A 20,084-nucleotide genomic window follows, 5' to 3' on the forward strand; every position below is an offset into this window, starting at 1 on the left:
AATTAAGATTTTTTCAGTAGATTGATTGTATGTTCTAAATTAACATTGGAGAGGAATTTATGAATGTTATTTGTTTTATGTAAGAGTATGTGAAGCGGCCTCGGATCGTAGGGGGCTATTTTACCCAGTTCAAATCAACTTGCAAAACAGATGGTTTCTTCAATATGTTTAAAAAAGCAAAGTGTATTATCACGCATTAACGGGTAGTAAGACCCACATCTCAAAATTAAGTGGAAGCAAAGAAGTTAGGTGGGGGGCGGGATTCCCGTAAAAGACCGATTGGTGAAGGCTGATTAAAGTTTCACTTTATACGTGTAAGGTAAAACTAAATGTATAATACTACAGCATAGAACGAGATGTCAGAGAGGAAGAAAATATGATGCAGAAAGAAAAAATTTTGATTGTAGATGATGATATAGAGATAAGAAAAATCGTATCCATTTATTTAAAAAATGAAGGGTATGAAATTATAGATGCATCGGATGCTATAAAAGCTTTAGAAACTTTAAGAAATACAACAATTGATTTAATCATTTTAGATATTATGTTACCGAAAATGGATGGCATAGAGGCTTGTTTAAAAATAAGAGAACAGTATCAAATGCCTATAATTTTTTTGTCAGCTAAAGATGAGGATATAGATAAGATCCAGGGATTAATGAGTGGGGCAGAAGACTACATTACCAAACCGTTTAATCCACTTGAATTAATGGCAAGAATTAAATCTCAATTACGAAGATATCGTGTTTATCAAACAGAAGAAGTAAAACAATTTATTCATGAAATAGGCCATCTTAAGGTAGACGAGGAGACAAGACAAGTTTTCATTAGAAATGAAGAAGTAAGGTTAACTCCAAAGGAATTTGACATACTTTCTTTATTAGTGAGAAATAAAGGAAAGGTTTTTAGTGTAGAAAAAATATACGAGATGGTCTGGGAAGATTCATTTTATAAATCAGATAATACAGTCATGGTTCATATTACTAAAATACGGGAAAAAATTGAAGAAAACCCTCGTCAGCCTGTTTATTTAAAAACAGTATGGGGAGTTGGCTATAGAGTATGATCGATCGTACGAAATTAAGGGATAATATATTCTTTTCTACACGCTTAAATATAAAGCTTATTTTAATTTTTTTGCTCTGTTTCATCGTTGCGGTTGTTACTTTTTTTCTCATAGCAATGAAAAGTGCAAATCTACTTTCTTATAATCAACAGATTGAAAAAGAAGCCGAAATAAGGGAAATAGCGATAGGGATAACTAATGATATACAAAAGCGTAATTTGGAATCTGGGCATATAGAACAAGTTATACCGATGATTCAATCTATCCAAAAGAAGAATGAAAATTTAAGGTTTTTAGTATTAGATTATAAAGGCCATATTATCTATCGTTCACATAATTTTCAATTGCAGGATAATCTCCCACAGGAATTATTACAGGAGAAATTAAATGTTACACCAAACGTCAGAAATCCTTTGTTTGAGAAGTTCATATTGTTTGTTTCACCAGTTTCATTTCAAGATGGAATTGGATATGTAATGGTACAATCTCCAAATTCGAATAAAACAATCTCACCAACTCAATATAATCAAAATTTATTACTTGCTTTGGTGAGCAGTATATTAATTTTCATCCTTTTATTTTTGCTGTTTATGATCCCTATTACAAGATACATTAAAGAAATTGAACGAGGTATTCAAAAGATTGTAAAAAAAGATTGGAAACATTCCATACGTGTTAAAGGAAAAGATGAATTATCTTCTTTAGCTTATAATATTAATTGGATGGCTAGTCAATTAAGGGAGCGTTTTGAGAAAGAGAGAGCAATTGAGAAAGGTAAAAGTGAATTTATTACCAATATTTCTCATGATTTGCGTACCCCTTTAACGTCTATTATTGGATATTTAGCATTAGTAAATGAAAAACAATATCGAAATAAAGAAGAATTAGAAATGTATATTCAAAATACGTATAATTTAACATTAAAATTAAAAACTCTCATTAATGAATTGTTTGAATACACAAAATTATCTTTACCTGATGTTAAGTTGAGAAAAGAAAAAGTAGAATTGGGCAATTTGTTAGGTCAGCTAGTAGGAGAGTATATCCCGATTTTTGAAAAACAGCAATTAATTGTTAAACTAAATATCATTAATAAGGATATTTGGGTATGGGCAGATATAGAAAAACTGGTGCGTGTATTTGATAATTTACTATCTAATACTGAAAAATATAGTTTTTCAAATTCAACAGTAATAGTGGAACTAAAAAAAGAAGAAGATAAGGCATTTATTTGTATTACAAATAAAACAGATCATCTTGAAGCACAAGAATTAAGCAAGATGTTTGAGAAGTTTTATCGAGTTGATAAATCACGGTCGAGTCAAATACACGGATCCGGAATTGGTTTAGCAATTGTAAAGCGCACAATTGAATTGCATGAGGGCAAAGTATGGGCTGAAAGTCATGGAAATAGTCTTACGATACATGTAGAATTACAACTTTTAAAAAATGTTTAAAAACTATTTAAGAATTTTCATTATGTAACTAATATAAATGCTTAAATAAAGCATTTATAAACAATAGTAGGCTTCTTTTGGTAACCATTGTATGAATGCCATGCCCAAATGGGGAAATCTATAGTAAAGTCAATACCTTTCTGTTTCATGTGTCTTACAATGTATTTATATGCTGTGCAATCTTCTTTACTAACAAAAATAGGATTGGCTATAAGCTTACCTTCATTCAAAAGTGTATTTATAGCATTTTTGTTTTGAAAAGTCCATAGGATTGTTGAATCAATAAATGTATTTAAGTTTGACTGTTTATCAAATTGTTTTCCTATATTTTTCTCCAGTTTCTTTTTATTTTGCAGAATTAAGAATAAATATGACTAATCGGACAATAAGAAATACCTATGCTAGATACAATTGTAAATGCTTATTTAAAGTAACAGCAAGGAATAACCTTTGTATATAGAGTGTACAATACATGCAAAACAGGATTAAAGAAGATTTTAAATATAATATGAAATAGTACAAAATAAGAATTTGATACATCTTTTATATATAAACTATTAATTGAAGTTTGTAATTACACATTATAGTTAGTATACTAACTATATAATTAGTGTACTAACTATATTGGAGGTTATATGAATAATTTAGGCTATTTATTACACAAGGTAAGTATAATGACGAAAACAGAATTATCAAATCAATTAAAAGAATATAAAATAACAGCTCAGCAATGGTCTGTGTTAAAGGATATATCTCTTTATCCAAATGGAACCACCCCGGCTATGATTGCTGAAAGGCTCTTAGCAGACCGTCCAACAGTAACCGGAATTATACAAAGATTATTGCAAAAAGAATGGATTCTTATAAAACATAATCCTAAAGATAAACGGTCACATTTAATATTTTTAACAGATGAAACTAAGGCATTAATACAGGAGATAGAAAATGTAAGCGATGAAGTTATAAAAAATGCTACAGCTAGTATTCCTAAAGAGGAAGTAGAAAATACAGTTCGAGTTTTGCAAAGTATGATTCAAAATTTACAAAAAAATAAAGGGTGATTAAAATGATTTTAGTAACAGGTGCTACAGGGAATGTAGGAAAAGAGGTTGTAAAATGCCTAATAAAAAGAAATGCTACTTTCAAAGTCACAACGCGCAGTAGAGAAACTGAAGGAGTGTATTTTGATTTTGAAAACCCCTCATCTGTAAAGGCGGCTTTAACAGGTGTTACTAAAGTCTTTCTAATAAGACCACCACATCTAGCTGATGCAAAAAAGTATTTCCAGCCTGTTGTAGATGCCGCAAAAGAAATAGGTATAAAACACATTGTATTTTTATCTTTATTAGGTGTAGAAAAAAATCCGATAGTACCTCATGCTAAAATTGAAGCTATGATAAAGGCTTCTGGGATCCCTTACACATTCCTAAGACCGAGTTTTTTTATGCAAAATTTATTATCACAACATGGTGATGAATTAAGAAATGAAAAAATAATTGAAGTACCTGCTGGTAAAGGGGAAACAAGTTTTATAGATGTACGGGATATTGGAGAAGTTGCAGCTAAAATATTAACCGAAGAGGGACATGAATTTAAAGCTTATTCTTTAACGGGAAATGAGGCATTAACATATTATGAAGTTGCTGCTATTATTTCAAAAATAATAAATAAAGATATTACTTATACAAATCCAAGTATATTTAAATTTAGAAAAAGAATGATTCAAAAGGGACTTAACAGTGACTTTATTTGGGTTATGATTGGAATATATACAACTGCAAAATTAGGGTTAGCTAAAAAAGTCACATCAGATTTATCGAATTTACTAGATAGAAGTCCAATAACTATGGAAACGTTTGTTTACGATTACAAAGAATTATTAATATAATAATGCAAAAGTAAAAAAGAGGATTATTCACATAAAGAATCTATTATGTTTTAAGAGTAAGAGGGGATAGCCATGCAAAACAAAATTATCGTTATGTTTCAAAAAGATTTTCGTTTATATGATAACCCAGCTCTATTTGAGGCTGTTCAGTCCGGGGAGGTTCTTCCGGTATATGTACAAGATGAAACTTTTTCAATAGGAAGTGCGGCAAAGTGGTGGTTACACCATGCTATAATAGATGTCCAAAAGCAACTTAAGGCATTGGGCTCTACTTTAATAATCCGCAAAGGAAATACACAGGAAGAAATACTTTCTCTCATAAAACAATTAGATATAACGGCTGTATATTGGAATAGTTGTTATGATCCAGACAGGTTAAAATCTAATCAAAAAATGAAAATGATATTAGAAGATAAAGGTATTATTTGTAAGGAATTTAATTCGCATTTATTATTAGAACCGTGGATTATAAAAAAGAAGGATAACACTGAATATAAGGTGTTTACGCCTTTTTACAATGCATTTCAAAAGCAGGTAATACCTAAACCTATTAACAGAGTGCAGAGTATAAAGTGGGGAAACTCTTTACCAGCAAGCTTATCTGTCTCAGAATTACACTTGTTGCCGACTATACCGTGGACATCTCATATGGAAGCAATATGGGAGCCTACAGAGGAAGGGGCATACAAAACATTTAAGAAATTTTTCTCTAGTAAATTAGCCTCTTATAGTGAAGGAAGAGATTTTCCAAATCAAAATGTCCATTCGATGTTGGCACCGTATCTTTCATTTGGACAAATATCAGTAAAGCTAATGTTTCATTACTTAATAAATAAAAGTACTGAAAGACAATCTAGTCTCTTTGAAAAACAAGTTAATAGCTTTATACGTCAATTAATTTGGCGAGAGTTTTCTTATTATTTACTATACCATTATCCATTTACAGTATATAAACCTCTTAATAAGAGCTTTGAACATTTTCCGTGGAATAAGGAAGAGGAGTTATTAAGAGTATGGCAGAAGGGTGAAACTGGTTATCCGTTTATTGATGCGGGAATGCGAGAACTATGGCAAACCGGTTTTATGCATAATCGGGCAAGAATGGCTGTAGCCTCTTTTCTTGTAAAGCATTTGTTAATTCCGTGGCAAGAAGGTGCAAAATGGTTTATGGATACACTACTAGATGCTGATATTGCAAATAATACAATGGGATGGCAATGGGTTGCTGGAAGTGGAGCAGATGCATCACCGTACTTTCGTATTTTTAATCCTATCACACAAGGAGAAAAGTTTGATAAAAATGGAGAGTATATAAGAAGATGGGTACCAGAATTAAGAGATATCCCAAACAAATATATACATAAACCTTGGGAAGCACCTGAGCATATTTTACAAAAATCCAATATAAAACTTGGGAATACATACCCTTATCCGATTGTTGATCATAAGGCAGCACGAGAGAGAGCCCTTTGTGCATATAAAAGTATGAAAGAATTTATATAAAATACACGAGTCAATATGAATTTGATATGTAAAAGTTATAATGTCTATTTGCGTATTAAAGTTGTATTCATTGAAAGAGTATACGAATCATATAGAGTTTCTAAAACCTTCTATTAAAAAGGAGAATGTTTATGAAAAAATCTAGTATTATAGTATTTTTACTAACATATGGTTTGTTTTATGTTTCTAGTGTTTTATTCCCTATTGATCGTACTTGGTATGATGCGTTAGAAAAGCCGTCTTGGACACCTCCTGGTATGACAATCGGAATGATATGGGCTGTATTATTTGGACTTATTGCATTATCAGTAGCAATTATTTACAACAACTATGGATTTAAGCCAAAAACATTTTGGTTTTTATTCCTTTTAAATTATATATTCAATCAAGCGTTCAGCTATTTTCAATTTAGCCAAAAGAATTTGTTTTTAGCAACAATAGATTGTTTACTAGTCGCTATTACTACGTTGCTTCTCATAGCGGTTTCTTCCAATTTATCTAAAGTATCGACATGGTTGCTAATTCCATATTTTTTATGGACTGCATTTGCTACATATTTATCTTGGACAATTTATAGTATAAATTAAAGACGGAACTAAAAACTTGAGCATAATAAAAATGCTTGAGTTTTTATGTGTGTTAATGATAATCCGAAATATGGAATATATACATCTTATGGAGGTCATCTTTGTGAAGAAATGGATAAAAATTACGCTGTACTCTTTACTAGCTATTTTAATTATAGGAAGTATTACTTTTTTGACTTGGTCTCAGTTTACTTATAAACCGACGCAAGAGGCTTTGTCGTTAGTAGATGATAAAAAAGATGAAGATAATATCGTTTTTGGAGCAAAAGATGCGAAAGTAGGGGTTATTTTTTATCAAGGAGCTAAAGTAGAAGCTGAGGCTTATAGTTACTTAGGAGAAGCTCTTGCAAAAGATGGGCACTTTGTAGTAATGCCTCAGTTACCATTAAATTTAGCGATACTTGGAATAAATGAGGTAGACAGTGTAATTGAAAAGTATCCTGAAGTTCAAAAATGGTATGTTGCAGGGCATTCAATGGGAGGAGCTATGATTTCTAAGTATGCCTTTCAACATGAAGACAAGGTAGACGGAATCATTTTCTTAGGTTCGTATCCTGCAGATGACTTCTCTACGAAATCGATTCCGATGTTATCAATTTATGGGGAAGTAGATGCTTTAGCAACTGTAGAAAAAATAGAAAACAATAAAAAGTTCATGTCCAAAAATACAACTATGCACATGATAAAAGGGGGCAATCATGCTCATTTTGGTATGTATGGTGAGCAAAAAGGTGATAATGCGAGTTTAATTACGCCAAAAGCACAACGAGATGAAACAGTAAAAGTAATTGAGCAATGGTTATTGGAACAATGATAACGAATTTAATAAATCTACCGAAAGTATTATCCAAACGGTAGATGGGAGAGAGAATAAAGAGCCAAATCGTATGAATTGGCTCTTTTATTTATTTGCTATCTCCAATTGTCCCCTTATTTTCTCCGGAATGTCCTTTTCAGAAATAACGTCGTAAGAATAGACATACTTTCCTTTTACATGAATTTTTAAGTAAGTTTTTCTTCTAAAATCATTAGGCGTGTTCGTTCCAATTTTATATTCTTTTTCATTGCTTAATTCATCAACACCTTTTAGTGAGTACATAGCTCTTCCTTTATGATGATAATCTGGAACACCATATCCTTTCGCAACGGCATATACATTTTTTTCTTCAGCAATCGGATTAAATTTGTCTAAATCTCCACGTAATATGAAAGGTAGTAAGTATATAGGGAGGCCTATTCCTAGTATAAAAATTACAAAGTTCTTCATGAACGTTTCTCCTTTTGTTAAATTACTTATTTTTAAGTATAGGAAAAAATTCTTATGAATTTAGAAGTGAATTCTTAAGTTTTTCTTAAATAGGTGTTTAAAGGAGGGATAACATTGTATGGTTATTCTTTCGTACAAATCGTATTATTTTTTATTTATATCTTCGTGGCTTTTATGCAAAACACAACATTTCTAGATGAAATTAGATCTCCTTATATATATTAGAAAATGTATTTTGTGAATTAATTATGAATATATTTTATTTTAAAAAACATCCCTTGATAAATATACAGAGTTATTGTAAAGTGATGATAATTAAAATGTATATTGTTTGAAAACGATAAAAGGAAAGAGTAAAAGTAGTTTTTCTTTTAGAGAGTCGGTCGGTGGTGTAAACCGAAGATGGGGAAATAAACCAAATTAGGTTCAAAGATGTTTCGTATGCTGACATTACTTTTATGGCTCTTTATATAAAAATACCAAGTAACCACTCATTCTAAGGATGAGTGGTTACTTGCAGTTTGTTTAAATAGAGAAATATTGCTACCAAGGAAGCAAATTTATATATGCGGTTCTCTTCCTTTTATGGAAGCTAGTATTAAAATTTTGCATAAATGGGAAGTACCAAAGGAATTGATTCATTATGAATCGTTTAGCCCTGTTGCAATTATAGGTGATTAACTAATACCGGATAGGATTATAATCATAATAATGTAAATAAATAGTTTTTTGCGATATTTCAATAGTGAAGTATCGTTTTTCATTGTATAACTAAAGCCCAGCTATGGATTCTGATGTAATGTTGAAAAATGATCCCAAGTAATGATTTGTCTGTTGCAATACTAAGTAACTATGATGAATTTGAATCTAAAAAGTATGCTAATAAAATAGCGGAAATTTTTTAAAAAAAGTAAAAAACAATAGAGCTTAGATTTGCAATGATAAATGTTTTTTCATTAGATAATTACTTTACCGATAATCGAGATGTTTGCGGATACATTTATTTTTTGGATACATAATTATATTTAGAGAATACCCAGTTACAGTATTTGAATTTTTAATAAGAAGGGATGCGAAGGAATGAACTCACAGAGACAAGGCTATGTAGGCTGGTGGCAAGGCGGGCACGGTGGTGGTTGGCCGGGTGGACACGGTGGTTGGCAAGGTGGACATGGTGGTTGGCAAGGCGGACATGGTGGTTGGCAAGGCGGACACGGTGGTTGGCCGGGTGGACACGGTGGTTGGCAAGGCGGACATAGTGGTTGGCAAGGTGGACACGGTGGTTGGCAAGGCGGACACAGTGGTTGGCAAGGCGGACACAGTGGTTGGCAAGGCGGACACGGTGGTTGGCAAGGTGGACACGGTGGCTGGCAAAGTGGGCATGGATATTAAAAAGAGGCTATAAAATCATTTTTTATGCAAAGTTTGTATATTTAGTATCGTTGTATATTTTCATTTGTATAGTAAGTATATAGTGAAAACAGCAAAAAATTTTGTGAAGTAAGAATTCCATCCGAAAAATTAAAGCAGCAGAAATGTCAAAAGAACAAAAGACATCGCTTTTTATTATTCAAGGTGAAAGAGACTATCAAGTTCAATCGGAAATCGAAATCTCTCTATGGAAAGAACAATTAAAAGAACGAGATAACATTGATTATCGACTATATCCAAAGTTAAATCATTTCTTTACAGAAGGGGATGGAGAAATAAGTAAACCGGATGAATATTATAGTCCTGCTAATATTCCTGAGTATGTTATAAATGATATTGCTGCTTGGGTGCAAGGCAGATCGCAATTAAATTAGCAACCATATGTTTTAATAAAGACTTTCTTTCTGTAATTAAACTAGAAACATTATTAGGGTATATGTTTTTTAGCACTCTTTTAAAAAGAGTGTTTTTTTATTTTCCTTTGGTTTAATTAACGAAAAAAATATCTTGTACTCCTTTTGTAACTTTTTTAAATCGAAATTTTCTATAAAACAATAGGCTTGCCTTCCAAATAAAGCGTTATTTGTAACACTGTTATCAAAGCAAAGTGCTCGTGACATTTCCTTGATATTCAAAAACATTAATAACCTATTATGTGAAGTTTTTTGAAAATTTAGGTTTAACATCTTTAAAATAGGTGTATTACATATTACATAACAACTAAATAAGAAAATAAAAAATCTAAGGGAGGAAAAATACGATGCATAAGAATGAAAGAAAACCGGTGGTTTATGAATATCAAAATGAACAGGAAGTAGTTATGAAAGTAAAAGAGCTAGAATTGCAAGGGATTCACCAAGATGACATTTACGTCTTAACACATGAAAAACATATAACAAAAAAGATTGCGGATGATACAAACACAAATACGATTGGAGTAAAAGAACAAGGATTGGGCACAAGTATTATCAACTTTTTCTCCAAAAAAGGGGACGAGCTCCGAAATCAAATGGAGGAAATGGGGTTGTCGAAGGAGGAAGCTAACTTATATGAAGAAAAACTAGATCAAGGGAGAATTTTACTTCTAGTAACAGATGAAACACTAACGGCGAGTGATAGGCAGCCGCAAAACTATCATTCTCTCTAATAGATTGCAATATCTGATAAATAGATAAGTTAATTATTTTAGGTTGTAGCATGGAAGAAAATAAAAGTAGAGAAGGGTGAGAAAAATGAAACATACAATATTTAAATATGCTGTGATTGGGATTACGACCGGAGTCATGGTATCTCTGTTAAAAAAAGAAAATCGGAAAGCTATACAAACAAAAGGAAAAAGCGTAAAAGACAAACTACAAGAAGGAAACATAAAGGAAACATTAGAGAAGGTAACCGAGACAAGTAAACAATTCTCTGTAACTGCAGCTAATGTTGCAAAACAAACATTACCACAACTGCTTACAGCCACACCGGTTGTCATTTCTACTATTAAAGATTTAACAGAAAACGAAAATAACAAAAAGAAAAAAGATGAAAAGGATAATGAAATAAAACAAAATAGTAAGAACCTAGACGGAGAAAAAACGGAAAATGAAAAGAAATATGTGAAAGAAGGGAAAGAAGAGAGTGCTTAGATTTAATTCTAAAAAGAGAAAGTGAGGAAAAAAGTATGAAATCTCTGTATGCAATTGATGTAGGAATTGGTTTTACTAAGCGGGCATATCGACAGGATGTAGATTCTGAGGTGACGATTAAGAGTGAAGCTGCCACACTAGCTCCTGTACCTAATCATGCTGAAAGTGAAGATTTAACAAAGGTAAGTTTTATAGACTTAGACTTTGCATACTACATGGGAAATGAAGCACATCAATCTGACGCTTCATTTCTTCCTCCATTTGACGAAGAAATAGAAAATTATTATGAAAGCGAAGAGTTTAAACAACAAATATTTGGTTGCATTGCAAAGGATTATAAAGAAAATGTCGTGTTACCTTTAGTTGTTACCGGGCTTCCAGTCACTTGTTTTGGTAGTCAGCATGAGCAATTACAACGTGCACTAAAAAAAGAAACTTCCGTACAAATTGATGGGAAATTTATTAATATTACGGTTGAAAATGCTTTGATTCTTCAGCAACCGATCGCTTTACATGCCTATTTCTTAAAAGAGGGAATCATTCAGGAACAAGATCGCATCTTAATTATTGATGGTGGATTTCGTACATTAGAAATGACAGATATGAAACAGAATGTCATTTTAAATCATTATGAGACGGAACTAGGATGTAGCAAGCCTTTGAAAAATATTAAGAATATCCTGCAGAATCATGCGGGTGAAAGTAATCAATTGCATATTAATGACATGCCAAAAATATTAGAAAAAGGATATGGAGATAAAGAAGAAAATTATGAGACAAGTCAGGTGGATATTTTAATTCAAAAAGAGTTGGATACACATTTCCAAGACATCATGCGTGTATTACAAGAACAATTTAAGTTAGACCAGTATGATACTATTATTTGGACAGGAGGAGTAGTAGATCTCCACAAAAAACAAATTGAAAAAATGCAAGGTGAAATTGTTTCTTTCCGTATGGTAGACGCTTCAAAAGAGGCCGCGCTTCATGGATACTATATTATTGGAAGTCAAGTATTTGAGGACATCACCAATCAATCTGCATATAAATCCAAATTATAATGACGACCGAAATGGAGTTCGTTGAATAGACGTGCCAAATTGTGTGGCTTCTTTTCCAAATATAAATAAGAAAAGATAAAAAGTGCTTGTATAGAGGAAATGTTTAAAATTGAGAATAAAAATAACTAATATATAGGGGGTCTTCCTTTTTAAAGAATAAGACCTCCTATGCATTTATTTTGTAATTTAGATGATTTAAAAACTTTTCCTCCAAGATATGGATACCTACATACAAATTTCATATTACGGATATGATTCAATCAAACATAAAACTATTTAGAAAGGAAGAATAATATGGAATGCATAAAAATGACGAAATGGAGTTGGTATCATGTGAAAACTAGTGAGCTTGAAGAAATTTCTTCTATAATCCCCCGTGATGTAACATCTTATTTCCCTCAATTTGTAAAGAAAATAAGTTCTCCTTGTGAAAATGGATTATATGTTTATACGTTATCACCAAGTCAAACTTGTGTATATGGTTCGTTTTTATATGATCAAGATAAAAAGGACGCCAAAATTCAAAAATTTCTTCATTATTTCGTAGCTCATGGGATACTGATAACGGTCCAAGAAAAAGAGGAAGAAGATTTTCAAGAATTAATACATAATTTCCCTATAGGTATAAAAAATTGTAATAGTTCCGCTGAAGGACTATGTGCCATCTTATCGATATTTATATCTCACTATTTACGAAAGGTTGACTATTTTGAAAACAATTTCAGAAATGTGTTATGGGATTTTTATCATCATAATAACATAGCAGTTTTAGAAAGGATTTATCATATTCGTCATGAATTATTTATGAACACACATGTGTTTCGCTTAATACAAGAAGTGTTACAAGGCTTGGAGGAAGCTTGGTTAGAAAAACTAACAAACACCCTTTGTTATAAACAAACGCACGTAAAATTAGAGCGTGGATTACAACTCGTTAAAGAGTACCAAGAAGAATTAGACACGATGATTCATTTACAAGAAGTTGTTTCTTCTCATCGTGGGAATGAAATTATGAAAGCTCTTACTGTATTAACTGCTGTAAGTACGCCTTTGACAGCCTTAGGAGCATTATGGGGTATGAATTTTAAATACATGCCTGAACTTGAATGGAAATATAGCTATTTAATGGCTCTCTTATTTATTATTTTCACAACAGGGGGTATGTATATGTATATGCGATTCAAAGGGTGGACAGGTGATTTATTACGAGTAAAGAAAAAGAAGTCTTTTTTTAAATCTAATTGATCCTGTTTATAAAAAATATGATAGACATATAGTTAATAATATTTATTAATTGGGGTAGTGCCATATCCCTATCAAGTTAAAGTTTTGATGTCCCCACAATGATAAAAATAAACTTGGTTTCCATAAAAAACATAATATTTTCATTTAAAGGCTATGAAGTGAAATGTCATCATCTTCATCACGTTTGACCTTCAAGAAATAAAAAGTTAAACTATTCTTGTACTCGAAGTACTATTATAGTACTGGAGAGATAATAACTTTACTATTTTGGTATGAGGTGAATAAATGATGAAAGATCGGATTGCCAAAACTGCTATTGCGCTTTTTCATGTAAGGGGAATAAAATTCACAATGAGTGATTTAGCTCGTGATCTAGGTGTAAGCAAAAGTACGCTTTACGAGCATTTTCCATCTAAGGACGAGCTTATTGGTTATGTAGTTGAGCAAATAAATGAAGAAGCCCAAATACGTTTTCGGGAAATTATCGATAATTCGAATTTGACCATACCGGAAAAATTAAAAGGGATTCTTTTAATTGTGCCTAAGGATTTTCAGCACAGCTTCGTACGTTTACTGATTGAACTGCGACGTTACCATCCAGAGCAGTGGGCAAAAATAGAACAAGGCATAAATGAAGAATGGGAGGTAATTACTGGGCTAGTTGAGGAGGGCATCAATAGCGGTGTTTTACGTTCAATGGACATTCCAGTGCTAATCCAAACACTCAAAACGTTAATGAAATCAATTTTTGAACAGGGGAGTATAGCCTCTAACCAAATTACTCTACAAGAGTCACTTGCAATGATGGCCGATATCATATTGCATGGAATCACAAGTAAGGATTAAATAGTACTTCTACATAAAAAATGAGTAGGGTCACAATAACCATACAGGTTAACGTAGCCCCGCTCATTTTTTATTTTTATCCCGCTTTAATGGGCAGTAAGATTCCTACCTCAAAATTCAGTGAAAGCAAAGAATTTAGGTGGGAGATCAACTGCCCATAAAAGTCCGATTGGTGAGGGCTGATAATCAGTGGGGGATGAAGAAAACCCCACTGATTAAAGTTTCACTTTATGTCGATTTTACTTAAGGGTAATTATACTTTACAGTCTGGAAGATTTCGGTATAATATAAAATGAGTACCGAAAATAATTTTTTGGTACTTAAGGTACGAATTAAGGTAATCAGAGATGGAAACGAAAAGTTTGTAATTTTAAATTGTTTTTTCAATTTGGCTGGGATGTCCTTGAAGATAAAATACGGGTATAGGAGGAATGTAAATGGATTTTTTTGAGACTGTTATAATCATTGTGAATTTTAGTATTCTAGGCTGGATATTGTTTTTTAGTGAGAAAATAAAACAATGGTCTGTCTTCATTCTAACAGTTGCCTTTTGTGTGGTTGTTGTGCAGCTTATCGTAGAAGGGTATCGCTGGCAGATGATTCCTGCTTATTTGTCCCCATTTATTTTAACAAGCTGCTATCTATTTGCTGAATCAAAAAAGAACGTTAAAAGTTGTGGGGCATTCACAGTCAAGACAGCGCTACTGGTCATTTATTTGACTATTGCGGTCATGCTTCCTTCCCTCATGCCGGTAGTTTTATTTGAAAAAACGAGCGGTCCCTTCAAGGTTGGTACTACACTTTATCATTGGATTGATTATAATCGAGAAGAACCTTATATGAAAGATTTGAACGGCCGGCGCGAGCTGATGGTTCAGGTTTGGTATCCTGCAAAAGAAAAAGGAGAGATGAATCGCGCACCTTATATCCATAACTCGGATGAGATTGCCAAGGGGTTGGAAAAATCATTGTCTATTCCAGCATTCGCGTTTCATCATCTAGGCTTGATGAAGTCGAATGCATTCATGGAAGCTCAATTGTCAGATTCAGAGGAACGTTATCCGGTTCTACTCTTTTCCCATGGTTTAAGCGGTTTTCGCAATCAAAACACGTTTGAGGTGGAGGAGTTGGCCAGCCAAGGTTACATCGTCGTAGGAATTGATCATACCTATGATGCTGCAGCTACCGTCTTTCCAGATGGCAGAACCGCTTTTGTACAGTCGATCAATTTAACTGATTTTGCCGAACGAGATCGCCATATCAAATTATGGAAGGAAGATGTTGTTTTTGTACTTAATCAAATAGAGAAGCTTAACCAAAGCGATAAAGATAATCGCTTTACAGGAAGAATGGATACATCCCGAATTGGAATGTTTGGACATTCTTATGGTGGAGCTACAGCTGCGCAAGTGTTAGTGGAAGACTCCCGTGTCAAAGCAGCCATCAATATGGATGGTACATTATATGGGGAAAATGTTCCGAAATCTAGAGTTGGAAAACCGTTTTTGATTATGAATGCAGAGACTAGTGATGATTCCACGAAAGATTTTTTAGAGGGAAAAGTTCGTAGTGACCATGCACTTGCAGGTGGTGGCATGTCAATGGTTATTCCCCATACCAATCATACGAGTTTCACTGATTTTCATTTGTTCTCTCCTTTGTTACGAAGCTTAGATGAAGATCCAAGATACGTTCACCGTATTATAAACGAATTCAGTCTCGCTTTTTTTGATCGATATGTGAAACAGGTAGACGATAGCTCTGCGCTTGAAAAATTGGACTCCAAATACCCAGAAGTGAAATTTAAAGTGAATTAATGACAATGTCTTTTAATATATTTGCTAACAGTTGGGTATATATTTTAATCATCAAGAAAGATTGCCCTCTGTAGCATACAGAGGGCAATCTTTTTTAAATTAATATAAAGGAGTTTTTTTATGTTTAATAGATTGAAGTATTTTCTTTTATCCGAGAAAGAAATAGTTGAAACTGTGAAGAATTACAAGGAGGAAAAAATACATGTTTTCATAATAAAAGATTTTTTAGGGGAGTTAATCTTAATAAGAACTCTTATATTTTTAATGTTTGTTCCAATATCAACTTTTATTTTTTCAGTTGTAATTTTTGGAGCTGTTTTCTTTTTATCCGGTATTAAGATTACCATTTGGGGCATTGCTATAATGTTATTGGTTCCAATAACATTACTTTTCTATATGAATATAACTAATACATCAATTATTATTACTGATTTAGTGAAGAAATTTTTATTAACCATAAAATATCTAAATCCATTTTACTCAATATTAAATAAACCTTGGTTATTTATTTTTGAATTATTATTTGGTTTTTTATATGTCTTCGTGCTATCTTTGTTTTCTATTTGGATAGTATTACATTCATTAGAAATAGGTTTCTCTGAATTTAGTTCGGAGGACAATCGAAGTTTCCAATTTTCAATTATTATTTTGCATACAGCAATTTATTTGTTTATAAGAGTTCATGGCCAGCCTTGTAAGACAACTAAGCAAAAAATTAAAAAACTGAAAATGAAATTTTATTTATGGTTTTGTTCTATGATTGCAAGTATTGTATATATATTTGAATCACTCTTTAATTATATGAATGGAATTCAAGCAATTTATTTTATATTTGTTTTAATGATTGCTTTAGAAAGAACAGTGACACATTATAAGAAATTTATAGATTTTTTAGAATCTGAAAATTTGTATGAAAAATAATTTTAGAGAGAAAAGTCATTTGAAATATAAAAAGTTATACCTACTAAGTACTGAACGAGTAAAAAAACGCTATTCTTTCTCTAGAATCATAGGAAAGGATAGCGTTTTTTATGTCTATTTTTGTATCTGATGAACTACAACTATTTGCTCAAGAAATTCAATGTTATTTATCCCCGAACATCTTAAGAAATCTTGCCAGAGAGTCTGGTTTCGTGCAACGAACCTGTAAATTCCAAACAAAAAGTTTACTCAATTTATGAGTATGTATGGAAAAAGAAAGAGATTAAATAATGCTTTGTTTAATATTAATTTATACAGAAATACATATTAAACAATATGTAATAATACATTTTATGATAATTTATTAAAATAAAATGTTATATTTTTGGGTGGAATATATAAATGGAGGAAATGTTATGAACAAGAATTTAAAATTTACTCAAATGATGATCGGTATTAGTACGATGGCATTATCATTTGGAAGTATTCAAACACAGGTATCCGCAGAAGAAAAAGCACCCTATAATACGTTACAGATGAAACCGATTGGGACAGAAACTTTAAAAGATGAAATTGCACATGCTACAAAAGCGGATGGAACTTTAACTTTTGAAGAGCGTTTAAAAGTAGGTGATTTTTCACAAAGGCCAACTTCGGTGATGAAACATAATGACAGGCAATTAAAGCAAAGCTATACTCTGGCAGAACTGAATAAAATGCCTGATAGTCAATTCATTGATACGCTATCAAGAGTTTCATGGAATCAAATTACAGACTTATTTCAATTCAATCAAGATACGAAAGCTTTTTATCAAAATAGAGAACGTATGAACGTTATCATTAATGAATTAGGACGACGAGGGAAATCTTTTACGAAAGAGGACTCAATGGGAATTGAAACTTTTGTTGAGATATTACGTTCTGCTTTTTATGTGGGATATTTTAATAATGAAGTAGGTTACTTAAATGAGAGAAGCTTCCATGACAAATGTTTACCAGCATTAAAAGCTATTGCAAAAAATCCAAACTTTACATTAGGTACAGCTGAGCAAGATAGAGTAGTAGTTGCGTATGGAAAATTAATTAGTAATGCTTCTAGTGATGCTGAAACAGTACAGTATGCGGCAAATATTTTAAAACAGTTTAATGATAACCTTTCTATGTATGCTAATGATTATATGAAAGAACAAGCTGTATATGAAATCGTAAAAGGTATTGATTATGATATACAATCTTATTTGCAGGAAACGAATAAAAAGCCTAATGCAACAATGTGGTATGGAAAGATAGATAACTTTATAAATGAGGTTAGTAGAATTGCTCTCATACGGAATTTAACAACTGAGAATAGTTGGCTAATTAATAATGGGATTTATTATGCAGGACGTTTAGGGAAATTTCATAGCAATCCAAACAAAGGATTGGAAGTTATTACACAAGCGATGAATATGTATCCTCGCCTAAGTGGACCTTATTTTATAGCGGTAGAGCAAATCAAAACAAACTACGGTGGAAAAGATTATGATGGAAATACAGTAGATTTACAGAAAATACGTGAAGAAGGGAAGTTACAATACTTACCTAAAACATATACATTTGATGATGGATCTATTGTTTTTAAGACAGGCGATAAAGTAACAGAAGAGAAAATTAAAAGGTTATATTGGGCAGCCAAAGAAGTAAAGGCACAATATCACCGTGTAATTGGAAATGATAAAGCACTAGAACCAGGTAACGCAGATGATGTGCTGACAATTGTAATTTATAATAATCCAGATGATTATCAATTAAATAGACAATTATATGGATATGAAACGAACAACGGCGGTATTTATATTGAAGAGAAGGGTACTTTCTTTACATATGAGCGTACACCAAAACAGAGTATTTATAGTCTAGAAGAGTTATTCCGTCACGAATTCACTCATTATTTACAAGGAAGATACGAGGTTCCTGGTTTATTTGGGAGTGGAGAACTATATCAAAATGAACGCTTAACTTGGTTCCAAGAAGGGAATGCAGAATTCTTTGCAGGATCTACACGTACAAATAATGTTGTTCCACGTAAAAGTATTATAAGTGGCTTATCATCTGATCCGGCAAGCCGTTATACTGCAAAGCAAACTTTGTTCGCAAAATATGGATCATGGGATTTTTATAATTATTCCTTTGCACTACAGTCTTATCTATATAATCACCACTTTGAAACCTTTGATAAGATTCAGGATTTAATCCGTGCAAACGATGTGAAAAATTATGACGCGTATCGTGAAGCATTAAGTAAAGATGCACAGCTGAATACAGAATATCAAACGTATATGCAGCAGTTGATTGATAATCAAGATAAATACAATGTACCACAAGTAACAAATGATTACTTAATACAACATGCACCTAAGCCGTTAGCTGAAGTGAAGAAAGAAATTGTCGATGTAACTAATATAAAAGATGCAAAAATCACAAAACATGAGTCTCAATTTTTTAACACATTTACTGTAGAAGGCAAGTACATAGGTAGTACATCAAAAGGTGAGTCTGAAGACTGGAAAACAATGAGTAAACAAGTCAATCAAACCTTGGAGCAGTTGTCTCAAACAGGATGGAGCGGCTATAAAACAGTTACAGCCTATTTTGTTAACTATCGTGTGAATGCAGCCAATCAATTTGAATATGATATTGTTTTCCATGGTGTTGCAACAGAGGAAAAAGAAAAAACAACGACTATAGTAAATATGAATGGACCATATAGCGGGATAGTAAATGAAGGAATTCAATTCCATAGTGATGGTACAGAAAGTGAAAATGGAAAAATTATTTCTTATCTATGGAACTTTGGAGATGGTACAACAAGTACTGAAGCCAACCCTACCCATGTATATGGGGAAAAAGGAACATATACTGTGGAACTAACTGTGAAAGATAGTAGAGGAAAAGAAAGTAAAGAACAAACAAAAGTTACTGTAAAACAAGATCCGCAAACAGGTGGATCCCTTGAAGAGGAAAAGGTACTCCCATTTAATAAGCTTGTAAAAGGAAATCTGATTGCTCCTGATCAAACAGATGTTTATACGTTTGATGTTACAGTTCCAAAAGAAGTAGATATTTCTGTGGTAAATGAACAAAACATTGGGATGACATGGGTACTTTATCATGAATCAGACATGCAAAATTACGTAGTTTGTGGTGAAGATGAAGGAAATGCTATAAAGGGAAAATTCGTAGCGAAACCAGGGAAATATTATTTGTATGTGTATAAATTTGATGATAACACTGGTGAATATTCATTATTAATAAAATAAATTTATTTTCCATATGTATATAACGGTTGTTTTTTAGGAGGAGTCTGTCACGATAGGCTTCT

General features: G+C 32.3%; 17 protein-coding genes and 4 pseudogenes. 18 read left to right on the plus strand and 3 right to left on the minus strand.

The features are described 5' to 3' along the window. The first annotated feature begins 379 nt into the window (after positions 1-379). Together ACS2CR_RS17090 and ACS2CR_RS17095 are read left to right on the plus strand one after the other, a co-directional pair. Positions 380-1,066 (plus strand): response regulator transcription factor, encoded by a 687-nt coding sequence (locus ACS2CR_RS17090; RefSeq protein WP_074644074.1) that lies wholly within the window; start codon positions 380-382, stop codon positions 1,064-1,066. Then, complete coding sequence (locus ACS2CR_RS17095) at positions 1,063-2,523, plus strand: sensor histidine kinase (protein ID WP_000567229.1); 1,461 nt, start codon at positions 1,063-1,065, stop codon at positions 2,521-2,523. Before ACS2CR_RS17090 ends, ACS2CR_RS17095 begins: the two co-directional genes overlap by 4 nt. A 65-nt stretch (positions 2,524-2,588) precedes the next feature. Here the strand turns inward: ACS2CR_RS17095 and ACS2CR_RS17100 are convergent. Continuing rightward, positions 2,589-2,849: pseudogene (locus tag ACS2CR_RS17100) on the minus strand (DUF3841 domain-containing protein); the annotation flags it as partial. Positions 2,850-3,158: 309 nt separating this feature from the next. Here ACS2CR_RS17100 and ACS2CR_RS17105 point away from each other — a divergent pair. The 5 genes from ACS2CR_RS17105 (at position 3,159) to ACS2CR_RS17125 (ending at position 7,315) form a co-directional block, all read left to right on the plus strand. After that, positions 3,159-3,584 (plus strand): MarR family winged helix-turn-helix transcriptional regulator, encoded by a 426-nt coding sequence (locus ACS2CR_RS17105; protein WP_001061039.1) that lies wholly within the window; start codon positions 3,159-3,161, stop codon positions 3,582-3,584. A gap of 5 nt (positions 3,585-3,589) precedes the next feature. After that, the gene (locus ACS2CR_RS17110; RefSeq protein ID WP_000604773.1) at positions 3,590-4,411 is read left to right on the plus strand and encodes an SDR family oxidoreductase; all 822 of its coding nucleotides are present in this window, start codon (positions 3,590-3,592) and stop codon (positions 4,409-4,411) included. Positions 4,412-4,483: 72 nt separating this feature from the next. Then, the gene (locus ACS2CR_RS17115) at positions 4,484-5,914 is read left to right on the plus strand and encodes a cryptochrome/photolyase family protein (RefSeq protein WP_001179979.1); all 1,431 of its coding nucleotides are present in this window, start codon (positions 4,484-4,486) and stop codon (positions 5,912-5,914) included. 131 nt (positions 5,915-6,045) lie between these two features. Next, positions 6,046-6,501 carry a TspO/MBR family protein gene (locus ACS2CR_RS17120; protein WP_000749742.1) on the plus strand — a complete coding sequence of 152 codons (456 nt, stop codon included), beginning with the start codon at positions 6,046-6,048 and terminating at the stop codon, positions 6,499-6,501. A gap of 103 nt (positions 6,502-6,604) precedes the next feature. Further along, positions 6,605-7,315 (plus strand): alpha/beta hydrolase, encoded by a 711-nt coding sequence (locus ACS2CR_RS17125; protein ID WP_000758827.1) that lies wholly within the window; start codon positions 6,605-6,607, stop codon positions 7,313-7,315. 87 nt (positions 7,316-7,402) lie between these two features. Here the strand turns inward: ACS2CR_RS17125 and ACS2CR_RS17130 are convergent, their stop codons facing one another. After that, the gene (locus tag ACS2CR_RS17130; protein WP_016110281.1) at positions 7,403-7,768 is read right to left on the minus strand and encodes a YxeA family protein; all 366 of its coding nucleotides are present in this window, start codon (positions 7,766-7,768) and stop codon (positions 7,403-7,405) included. Positions 7,769-8,848: 1,080 nt separating this feature from the next. Here ACS2CR_RS17130 and ACS2CR_RS17135 point away from each other — a divergent pair. Continuing rightward, entirely contained in the window at positions 8,849-9,160 is a 312-nt protein-coding gene (locus ACS2CR_RS17135; protein ID WP_153602493.1) for a hypothetical protein, read from the plus strand. Positions 9,161-9,273: 113 nt separating this feature from the next. After that, positions 9,274-9,573 (plus strand): annotated as a pseudogene (locus tag ACS2CR_RS17140) (alpha/beta hydrolase); the annotation flags it as partial. Between the two features lie 112 nt (positions 9,574-9,685). On the opposite strand, the pseudogene ACS2CR_RS17145 reads toward ACS2CR_RS17140, so the two are convergent. Beyond that, positions 9,686-9,840: pseudogene (locus ACS2CR_RS17145) on the minus strand (acyl dehydratase). A 119-nt stretch (positions 9,841-9,959) separates the two neighbouring features. Between ACS2CR_RS17145 and ACS2CR_RS17150 the strand changes: the two are divergent. From ACS2CR_RS17150 to colA, 9 genes and pseudogenes are all read left to right on the plus strand, one after another. Beyond that, positions 9,960-10,346: a general stress protein gene (locus ACS2CR_RS17150; protein WP_000549440.1), complete on the plus strand. Its 387-nt coding sequence runs from the start codon at positions 9,960-9,962 to the stop codon at positions 10,344-10,346. A gap of 85 nt (positions 10,347-10,431) precedes the next feature. Next, positions 10,432-10,833 (plus strand): hypothetical protein, encoded by a 402-nt coding sequence (locus tag ACS2CR_RS17155; RefSeq protein WP_000683226.1) that lies wholly within the window; start codon positions 10,432-10,434, stop codon positions 10,831-10,833. Between the two features lie 35 nt (positions 10,834-10,868). After that, positions 10,869-11,894, plus strand: coding sequence for a ParM/StbA family protein (locus tag ACS2CR_RS17160; protein WP_016110278.1), 1,026 nt, complete (start codon positions 10,869-10,871; stop codon positions 11,892-11,894). Positions 11,895-12,188: 294 nt separating this feature from the next. Next, a complete protein-coding gene (locus ACS2CR_RS17165; protein ID WP_016110277.1) occupies positions 12,189-13,139 on the plus strand; it encodes a magnesium transporter CorA family protein in 951 nt (316 codons plus the stop codon). Between the two features lie 288 nt (positions 13,140-13,427). After that, the gene (locus ACS2CR_RS17170) at positions 13,428-13,985 is read left to right on the plus strand and encodes a TetR/AcrR family transcriptional regulator (RefSeq protein ID WP_000654864.1); all 558 of its coding nucleotides are present in this window, start codon (positions 13,428-13,430) and stop codon (positions 13,983-13,985) included. Between the two features lie 437 nt (positions 13,986-14,422). Beyond that, complete coding sequence (locus tag ACS2CR_RS17175) at positions 14,423-15,802, plus strand: alpha/beta hydrolase family protein (RefSeq protein ID WP_000345279.1); 1,380 nt, start codon at positions 14,423-14,425, stop codon at positions 15,800-15,802. Positions 15,803-15,922: 120 nt separating this feature from the next. Further along, positions 15,923-16,723: a hypothetical protein gene (locus tag ACS2CR_RS17180; RefSeq protein WP_000483298.1), complete on the plus strand. Its 801-nt coding sequence runs from the start codon at positions 15,923-15,925 to the stop codon at positions 16,721-16,723. Between the two features lie 110 nt (positions 16,724-16,833). Continuing rightward, a pseudogene (locus tag ACS2CR_RS17185) lies at positions 16,834-16,980 on the plus strand (IS4 family transposase); the annotation flags it as partial. Between the two features lie 159 nt (positions 16,981-17,139). After that, positions 17,140-20,022 (plus strand): collagenase ColA, encoded by a 2,883-nt coding sequence (gene colA / locus ACS2CR_RS17190; protein WP_016110276.1) that lies wholly within the window; start codon positions 17,140-17,142, stop codon positions 20,020-20,022. Positions 20,023-20,084: the final 62 nt, after the last annotated feature.

The organism is Bacillus cereus group sp. BceL291 (assembly GCF_051776705.1).
Classification (GTDB): domain Bacteria; phylum Bacillota; class Bacilli; order Bacillales; family Bacillaceae_G; genus Bacillus_A; species Bacillus_A cereus.

Bases quoted from the DNA above. Each gene is read 5' to 3' on its own strand.
- ACS2CR_RS17090 (WP_074644074.1), top strand. From the start codon at position 380: ATGCAGAAAGAAAAAATTTTGATTGTAGATGATGATATAGAGATAAGA.
- ACS2CR_RS17095 (WP_000567229.1), top strand. From the start codon at position 1,063: ATGATCGATCGTACGAAATTAAGGGATAATATATTCTTTTCTACACGC.
- ACS2CR_RS17150 (WP_000549440.1), top strand. From the start codon at position 9,960: ATGCATAAGAATGAAAGAAAACCGGTGGTTTATGAATATCAAAATGAA.
- ACS2CR_RS17120 (WP_000749742.1), top strand. From the start codon at position 6,046: ATGAAAAAATCTAGTATTATAGTATTTTTACTAACATATGGTTTGTTT.
- colA (WP_016110276.1), top strand. From the start codon at position 17,140: ATGAACAAGAATTTAAAATTTACTCAAATGATGATCGGTATTAGTACG.
- ACS2CR_RS17175 (WP_000345279.1), top strand. From the start codon at position 14,423: ATGGATTTTTTTGAGACTGTTATAATCATTGTGAATTTTAGTATTCTA.
- ACS2CR_RS17170 (WP_000654864.1), top strand. From the start codon at position 13,428: ATGAAAGATCGGATTGCCAAAACTGCTATTGCGCTTTTTCATGTAAGG.
- ACS2CR_RS17105 (WP_001061039.1), top strand. From the start codon at position 3,159: ATGAATAATTTAGGCTATTTATTACACAAGGTAAGTATAATGACGAAA.
- ACS2CR_RS17115 (WP_001179979.1), top strand. From the start codon at position 4,484: ATGCAAAACAAAATTATCGTTATGTTTCAAAAAGATTTTCGTTTATAT.
- ACS2CR_RS17130 (WP_016110281.1), bottom strand. From the start codon at position 7,768: ATGAAGAACTTTGTAATTTTTATACTAGGAATAGGCCTCCCTATATAC.
- ACS2CR_RS17135 (WP_153602493.1), top strand. From the start codon at position 8,849: ATGAACTCACAGAGACAAGGCTATGTAGGCTGGTGGCAAGGCGGGCAC.
- ACS2CR_RS17110 (WP_000604773.1), top strand. From the start codon at position 3,590: ATGATTTTAGTAACAGGTGCTACAGGGAATGTAGGAAAAGAGGTTGTA.
- ACS2CR_RS17180 (WP_000483298.1), top strand. From the start codon at position 15,923: ATGTTTAATAGATTGAAGTATTTTCTTTTATCCGAGAAAGAAATAGTT.
- ACS2CR_RS17160 (WP_016110278.1), top strand. From the start codon at position 10,869: ATGAAATCTCTGTATGCAATTGATGTAGGAATTGGTTTTACTAAGCGG.
- ACS2CR_RS17165 (WP_016110277.1), top strand. From the start codon at position 12,189: ATGGAATGCATAAAAATGACGAAATGGAGTTGGTATCATGTGAAAACT.
- ACS2CR_RS17155 (WP_000683226.1), top strand. From the start codon at position 10,432: ATGAAACATACAATATTTAAATATGCTGTGATTGGGATTACGACCGGA.